Raw genomic sequence first — 7,871 nt, 5'->3', positions numbered from 1 at the left:
TTTTGGAGTAACAAAAACTACTTTTCCTTCTTTAAAGTATACATTTGGCTTATCATCTTCATAAACCCAAACTTCTACTTTTGTCCCCATAGAGACTGCCATAGATAAATCTGCTGTTGCAAAAACGAAAGCTTTCCCTTGTGATTCAGTTAGATTTTCTGCATCAAACTCAGCAACAATTAAATCAACTTCTTTTCTATCAAGCATCTCTGACACCTTTTTATTATCATCAAGTGTCACTTTAGGTTCACCAAGCATTTCTTTAACATCTTTTTGAGTATACTGAGAATAATCCGGAACGTAAGCTTCAATAACGTCACCATCAGATTTATAACTTACTTCCTTGTCCCCATCTGGATCATTTGGATTAGGAGTGAATTTTTTTAAATTAACTTTTTCTTCCGATTTTTTATCACCTGAGTCTTCTTCTGGCATTAATAAATGACCATCAGAATCTCCAAGTATTTTATCCAATTCTTTACTACTTAAGATATCAGATTCTTTAGGTAGAGCGATAGAAACATCTTTTTGATTTTTCTTAAAATCAATTTTTAAGACCATTTTTTTAAAGCCATACTCTTTTAATTCCGCTTCTTTTGGCTCAACGATAATATCAACTTTCTGTTTACCAGATTTAAGATTTATTTGATGAGTCATAGAAAATTTCTTCATTTCATTCTGATAAGTGGAAATCATTTCTTTAGCTTCTTTATCTTCTTTTTCAGAAGAATCTTTAATTAATTGGATGATATCTTTTTTAGTTAATTTAAGTGTGACCAATTCGTCTTTTTGCTCAAACTTTTCTTTATCTAAAGTAGATAGCCACGCAAATAAGTTTGTATTAAACTTTTTAGGCGAATCAAATAACTCTAACGATTCTTTTAGAGATTCTTTATCTTCTTTTGTTGAGTCCATATCATTAAAATCAATGTATTTTCCTTTGGCTTTTGATTCTCTACTTTTATCAATTTGACTATTTTCTCCTACAAATGCCCCAATTAAATTTACTATAGATGCAGCTGTTTCAGCAGACTGATACATTTTCACTTCTTTTCCAGACTCTGCAACAAGTTTCAAAGGAATCTCTGTACCAGCAACATCAATCGTTGTATCTAAGGAAACTTTGGTTTTATCTTTTTCTGTTTGGCTTTGAATATTACCTTTTGCAGAACTACTCTTAACTTGTGTTTCAAACATTTTTACTAAAGGACTTCCCGAAAACTCTTCATCTTGACTGACAAGTTCTAACTCAGTCAATTTCATTGTAAAGTCATAATTAATGTTACTTGATTTTCCATCTTTTTTTACAAACGAGACAAATTCATTCTTTGGTGTTCTCGCACAACCAACTAAAACCAATACCGTTATAAAAAACATCCCTAACCAAAAAAATTTTTTCTTCATTTCACTCTATCCTTTTTAGTAGTTACTACCTAAGTAAGAACTAATTAATTTTTTATTTTCATATAATTTATCTGTATCCATCGCTATTTTCCATTTATCTTTTTCTTTTGTTAAAGTAATTTTTGTATCAGTTAAATGACCCACTTTTGCATCTTTTAGAACTTTTTCAAAATTATTTACGGCATACTCATTTTCTTTTTCTTGATCAAAATCACCTGTTTTATCATAATATTCAGTTTTAACTTTTAAAATACCTGCTGAAATGGATTCACTATTAATTCCTGTCATTTTAGCATTAATTATAGCAACATCAGATAATCGAGTATCCAATTCAGTTTCAACCTTAAAATGGCTACTTTGTGCTTTTGTATATTGCTCAAATAGTTTATTGATTTGTTCATCACTTGAATTACCTGAAAACATAAAATTTGTAAACTCTTTTGAAAAAGCGTTTTTTATTAGTTCTTTTTCTTTTGTTTTGTCATTTTCAACTAATTTTTCATAATCTTTGTTTTCTTTATTTAGTAATACCTCATCAATATACGCATTCAATGCTTTAATTGGCTCATCTAAGCTTTTCTTAGAGTCTTCAAATTTTTTCAAATCTAAAGGGATTTCTACATCATCATGAGATTTTCCTGTTTTCTCTTCAAAGCTATGACTAGTAAAGAACAGTGAATATTCCGTATCTTTTTTTATATCAAAGAATATTTTTCCGCTTAAACTTTTTTCTGGTGAAAGATCACCATTAATAATTGATTTGTAAATATCTGTTGTAATTAAATCCCCACTTGTCATATCTTTTTCTTTAATTTTTTCATCATTTCCTTTTTCAACTAAATAAAAAGAATCTTCCATAACAATGAATTTGTTATCAGAATTATTTTTTAATTTAACATCTAGTTCAACTGTTTCTTTATCAGAAGAACCGTCAAGTTGAACATAACTTCCATCTTTAACTTCTATAGTGGCTACTTTATTTTTTTGTTCACTACCACTACACGCTGTTAATACAACAGCCAAAATCATTGGTACTACTAACATCTTAATCTTTTTCATTTTTCTTTCCTCCAAATTATTTATTACTTAAAAAAATGACACCATTCCAGTACGTTCCTGTTAAGTTATCACTTTGTAACTCCGAATTGACTTCTTTAGCTACTTCATTAAATGACTTATCATCTAAATCATAGTTTGTTCTAAGTGTTACCTTGTTATCTTTAACTAATCCACTTAGTAATTCTTTTGAAATACGTGTTGGATCAAAAAAGCGATTTTCAACATGATAAAATTCTCGTTCTTTATCTTTATCACTCGCCTTAAAATCAACAAGGTACTCATTTAAGAGATATTCATCATTTTCTTGTAAAACAGTTTTTGATGCACTTCCAGGTATATTCAACAATGAATTTTTTAAAACATCGTTGTCATTATTGGTTGAATCGGCAATATGCCATTCTTTCTCAATTTTTACCTTGTTCCACGCATGAGGTACATTACCTTCTAGCGTACCCGTAACAACGATAGATTCTAATTCTGCTTCATCTGCTAATAGCTTAAACGCCCCCGCATAACTCGAACAAACACCATTTTTATTAATTAAAACCCCGTACGGCGTAAAAGAATCAGAAAAAGCTTTATCTACCTGTTTAAATTGATTTTTTTCAGCATTTTCTAAGGCTTTGTCGTCATATTTTGCTGAATCAATCAAGTACTGATTGATCGCATATTCTTTCTCAAGTTCTGTCATCTCTTTTTTAATAATTTTTTGATTAACTTTCTTCACTTCTTGACGAATAGCTTCTTGCTTTTTAAAATAATCTTTTTGGTTATCTTCATCATATGAAATTAACAATTTATCACCGGTTTTAGATAATTGAATGCTGCGCACACCCAGTATTAGCGGATTTTGATACATTGCTTCTTGAAAATTATCCATTAATTTATCCGTACTAAGACTTTCTGAATAGTTAGAAAGATCAATAACAGTTTGTCCGTTCAACATTTGTTTAGCTAAATACTGTCCCAATTTTTCATGAGCATAGATTGTATCATTAGTTGTCTTTTTAGTCGTTGCTACAGGATAGTCTTTCATCTCAATCGCAACATCTGATTCTTTAATTTCTAAATCCAATATTCCTGCTTTATTTCGTAGTTTGTTTTGACGATCTTCTAAATTTTTTAACTCCGTCTTCCACTGATTTTTATCATATTTCGTTACTTTGGCTATTCCCTTAAACGGTGTGCCATCAACCGTATATGGAATACTAACAATGTTAACTCGTTTAGATGTTAAATCAGATAAATCATCCTTTTCGTATTCTGCCCATACTTCTGATGCTTCTTTTGCTTTTGAGGTATCATAAGTCAACAAACGTTGGGCTAGAGAACCATCTGCCATTGTAATCCACCTGTGAGAAGGTAAAATATTCATCTCTTCAATCGTGGTATTACCTTCTTCATCAAAACTTTTTTTGATTTCTTCGTTCAACGGTATTTTGCCTGCAATAGAATTAAGTTGCATTAAATTACTGACTGCTGTTGTCCCATCTTTATTAACACCAACAACTGCGTATGCCGTATTATCAAGATTTTCTTTTTTAATAGGAGCCGTTCCTTTACCGTATTTCTTTTTATTTTCTTTTGTTTGTCTTTCATATTCAGAGACTTTAAAATTCATGAACTGACCTGTACTGTCAGGAATCCATTGATTTTTTTCAACTTTGGCTTGAACAAATCCTTGTAAAAAGAATCCTTTTTTCTTTGTATAATCATAAGTAATCACATAATAATAGTCAGCATTTTTAATGTTATTCCATTTGAAAACAGGTGTGCCTTCTTTATTTAATTCAAGCGTCATTTTTATTCTTTCTTCAATTGACTGCTTCACATCAATAACTTGTACCTCAGGTTTATCCAGTTTATCTCCGGTTTTTAAATCCACCTTGGTTGCTGCAAAAAGTTGCTTCACCCGCCCCCATTGTTTGTTAGGCTCTTGATAAAAAAGTAATTCACCTGATGTAAAGCCGTAATCTTTTTCGTTAACATCAAGAGTGCCAATACTTCCTAAAGGAACTCTAGGAGGGTTCATTATTATTTTTTTAGCTTTCTTATCATAGTCATAATACGCTCCCACAGGCTGAGTTAATGATGCATCTTGATAAACTTCTACAATTTCTGTCATTTGCTTCATCTTTTTATCTTTTGGATTAAAGTTAATATCAACTGACAATGACTCATCTTGTTTGATTTCTTTTTTCTTATCTTCAAAAACCACTGGCAATTCCTTAACTACTTGTTCTGAAGACATTTTCTTTTCTTTTTTTGAAGTAGATTCTTCTACTTCCCTTTGTTTATCTACTCCACAACCTGTTACTAATAAAGCCATTAACCCAACTACCCATATCTTTTTCATCGTATCCTCCTTTTGAATTGCTTATACTACTAATACTCGCTAACTAAAGAAAGGTTACATTTAAATTTGATTTTTTATAAAGTTAATAAAATCTTCCTCATTCGTATCTTTTCCTTCTATATAATAAACTGTTTTTCCTTTTTGATAAGTAGCATAATAATTATTTTGTTGATCTTTCGCTAATTGAATGGTTACTCCTTTAATTTTACTTTTTTTAGCTTCTCTCAAAAAATCAGGTACAATATTGATCGAGGTATCTTTCTTTATTGTTATATTTTCATAGGATCTTCCCTGTTCCTTGCCACCAAATTTTGGTGATATCACTAGTTCCTTAACATTAACTTCTTCAATACGATAATGATTTTGCATAAAATAAATACCAGGAATAGTTAATAAACAGATAGCTGCAACAATTTTGATAATTCTAGTGTAATTACTTTTTTTCTTAATTGGTTGTTTAGTCGGTATTTCAATAATTTTTTCATCTTCTAATGCTTGTTCCATTAATCTCTTTGTTTGTTCTTTTAAATACTCAGGAGTTTTTATTTTTTCTATTTGATTTTTATAATCATTTGTCATCTTAAAAATTACCTCCCACTTTTTCTCTCAAAACATCTCTTGCTCTTGATAATCTTGTTTTAGTAGCACTTAAGGAAATTTCCAACAAGTCTGCTATTTCTTTCAAAGAATAGCCCTCAAAATAAAATAAATGAATAATTAATCGATCTTTTTCATTCAATTCAAAACATGCCTCAAGTAAATCTTCTAATTCATCATCTTTTTCAATAGCCGGCTCCACAATCAGCTGATTCTCTTCGTATTTAGCTTGATGTTTCTTCCAAGAAGAACCTAGGGCTGAATAACAACAATTCATCGTGACACGGATTAACCAATATTTTAAATGTTCCTTACTTTTTATTTTTCGATAGTTTCTAACAAGTCTCAAAAAAACTTCCTGATAGACATCATCGGCATCTGTTTGTTGTTTCATTTGCGTACAAGCAATCCGATAGACCATATCAGAATATTCCTCTAGCACTTCTTCAATATTCAAATTATTCATACATACCTCTTACATTTTTTTATAAACACTATTCAAACGTAACATTATAGACTTTTAGTGTCAATATCATTTCTAATGAAGAATATTCGACTTTTTCAGTTATTTTTTTAACAATGAGTCTTTTAGTTTACTTTTCACAAAAAAAAGAATCAAAATGAGTAGGTCTCATATTAATTCTTTCTGAATAAGTATTTGAATGTTATAATTTTTTTAAGGAGTTGGTTAGTATGATTGGAAAACGACGAAGAATCATCATCACATTGGTTTATATTATCGCATTTATTATGATTGCTCTTCATTTTCGTAATTCATGGTTATTTGTTCCGTTTTTATTTTTAGGGATTATTTTAGCCAATTCAATTAGAAAATTAATTTTTAACAAATATCGTTAATTTTTTCGAAAAATATGTGGTTAACTAAAACTTGCAGAAAGAGCTTGAAGTTTGTCAATGTCCTCTCTAGTAAAGGCATGTTCAAATAGTATCCCTACTAAGTAGTAAGAAACTAAGAAAAAAGTAATATGAATTATAGTAAACTTAAACCCAAACGATGTAAATTCATAAATTAATACTGGCAGTTTGACAGATGACCATGCACCTAAGAAGAATACGATATAACGTAAACTTGCACCTTTATTGATTAACATTGTTGCAATTGGAAATGCCATATATAACGGTCCAGCTGCCACTGTCGCTAGTACAAGAGAAAAAAATATACCACTTACTCCTGATTTTTCACCCATATATTTTATCAACGTATCACTTTCAATCCATTGATCTAATAATCCGATTAATATAAATACAGGCGGTAACATGATCATCATATCCTTCAAACTTTTCCCTGTAACCTTCATCACATTCATTCCTAAATCAAGTTTATAAATAGATAACATAAAAAATATTATTAGCAAAACGATAAAAAATCTATTCTTTTTTATTTTTTTCAATTTACATCACAACCTTTATAAGTAACCCAAACATCAAACATATAATTAACGTAATTATTGTTCTAAAATAGGTAAATTTATTTCCAAATATTTTCTTTTCCATAGGCAGTATTGTTATACCTACGGCCATTAAAGATGACATTAAAACTGCTATTTGAGGATAGTCTGCCCCATTGCCAAGTAACGTTTTTCCTAGTGGGAAAACAATAAAACTTGGAACTATTGCAATTGAGCCAATGATTATAGCATATATTATTCCCATTACCCCAGAATTTTCACCCATTATTTTAGCAATCATGGGTGGTGTTAATACCGTCAGTACAATACCAACCAAAAGCATAATAGCTAACATATCAGGAAATATATTGATAAACATTTTCCACGATTTAATTAAAGCATTCTTTGTTTTTTCCTGATTCTTTACTAAAGATATAGTTAAAAAAATACCACTTAAACTGTATAAAACAATTCCATTCACCATTTATTTTTCCAACTTGTCATATTCATTTAAAAAGTAATTTAAGTTCTCAAGGTTTGATAGCACACGTACTTTACATTCTTGTAGTATCTCTCTTCCATACTCCGTTATGCCATAATATTTTGTCATTTTTCCTTCATTTTCTTTAAATTCAGATATTATTGCCTCTTCCATTTCTAATTTTTTTAATGTTCGATAAATCATTGCACTGTCAAATTGATTATATGGTATCAATTCCTCACATTTACTCACAAGTTCTCCTCCATAACACTCTTTTTTTGCTAAAAAAAGCAGTAAATAAGAATCAACTTTTCTACCTCTTTTTCTACCCTGGATATTTTTATCGTTATTTTTTTTCATTTTCTATTCTCCTTAATTTTTATATACTGTTTTATACACTTAACTGTTAAAAACAGTATATATTTTTAAAAAATAAATAGCAACCCTTTTGATTTATTTTAAATAAAAAAAGCCCACTGATTTCTCAGTGAGCTCTTATTCATTAATAAAAGATTATTAACGACGGATTTCTTTAATTCTAGCTTTTTTACCGTGTAATGCACGT

At 29.7% G+C, this 7,871-nt stretch carries 9 protein-coding genes; 1 reads left to right on the top strand and 8 read right to left on the bottom strand.

What is annotated here, in order from left to right; all coding sequences use genetic code 11:
* The 5 genes from RR554_RS11850 to RR554_RS11830 all read right to left on the bottom strand — a co-directional run.
* Window positions 1-1,404, bottom strand: a 1,404-nt coding sequence (locus RR554_RS11850) for a DUF4947 domain-containing protein (RefSeq protein WP_332468111.1), incomplete at its 3' end; no start/stop codon positions are given.
* 15 nt (window positions 1,405-1,419) lie between these two features.
* Entirely contained in the window at window positions 1,420-2,463 is a 1,044-nt protein-coding gene (locus RR554_RS11845) for a DUF5105 domain-containing protein (RefSeq protein WP_332462249.1), read from the bottom strand.
* A 16-nt stretch (window positions 2,464-2,479) separates the two neighbouring features.
* Window positions 2,480-4,819: a transglutaminase domain-containing protein gene (locus RR554_RS11840; RefSeq protein WP_332468110.1), complete on the bottom strand. Its 2,340-nt coding sequence runs from the start codon at window positions 4,817-4,819 to the stop codon at window positions 2,480-2,482.
* Between the two features lie 60 nt (window positions 4,820-4,879).
* Window positions 4,880-5,398, bottom strand: a complete 519-nt coding sequence (locus RR554_RS11835) for a hypothetical protein (RefSeq protein ID WP_332462247.1) — start codon at window positions 5,396-5,398, stop codon at window positions 4,880-4,882.
* Window position 5,399: 1 nt separating this feature from the next.
* Complete coding sequence (locus RR554_RS11830; RefSeq protein ID WP_332462246.1) at window positions 5,400-5,882, bottom strand: RNA polymerase sigma factor; 483 nt, start codon at window positions 5,880-5,882, stop codon at window positions 5,400-5,402.
* Window positions 5,883-6,109: 227 nt separating this feature from the next.
* Here RR554_RS11830 and RR554_RS11825 point away from each other — a divergent pair, with 227 nt between their 5' ends.
* Window positions 6,110-6,274, top strand: coding sequence for a hypothetical protein (locus tag RR554_RS11825; RefSeq protein ID WP_332462245.1), 165 nt, complete (start codon window positions 6,110-6,112; stop codon window positions 6,272-6,274).
* A 20-nt stretch (window positions 6,275-6,294) separates the two neighbouring features.
* Here RR554_RS11825 and RR554_RS11820 read toward each other — a convergent pair whose 3' ends face one another.
* From RR554_RS11820 to RR554_RS11810, 3 genes are read right to left on the bottom strand one after another with little or no spacing between them, the layout of a single operon-like run.
* The gene (locus tag RR554_RS11820) at window positions 6,295-6,792 is read right to left on the bottom strand and encodes a permease (protein ID WP_332468109.1); all 498 of its coding nucleotides are present in this window, start codon (window positions 6,790-6,792) and stop codon (window positions 6,295-6,297) included.
* Window positions 6,793-6,829: 37 nt separating this feature from the next.
* Window positions 6,830-7,309, bottom strand: a complete 480-nt coding sequence (locus RR554_RS11815; protein WP_332462243.1) for a hypothetical protein — start codon at window positions 7,307-7,309, stop codon at window positions 6,830-6,832.
* Window positions 7,310-7,666: a PadR family transcriptional regulator gene (locus RR554_RS11810; protein WP_332462242.1), complete on the bottom strand. Its 357-nt coding sequence runs from the start codon at window positions 7,664-7,666 to the stop codon at window positions 7,310-7,312.
* Window positions 7,667-7,871 lie beyond the last annotated feature (205 nt).

It is taken from the genome of Vagococcus sp., assembly GCF_036639995.1.
Lineage (GTDB): Bacteria > Bacillota > Bacilli > Lactobacillales > Vagococcaceae > Vagococcus.
This window is presented reverse-complemented; position numbering and strand designations above follow the sequence as displayed.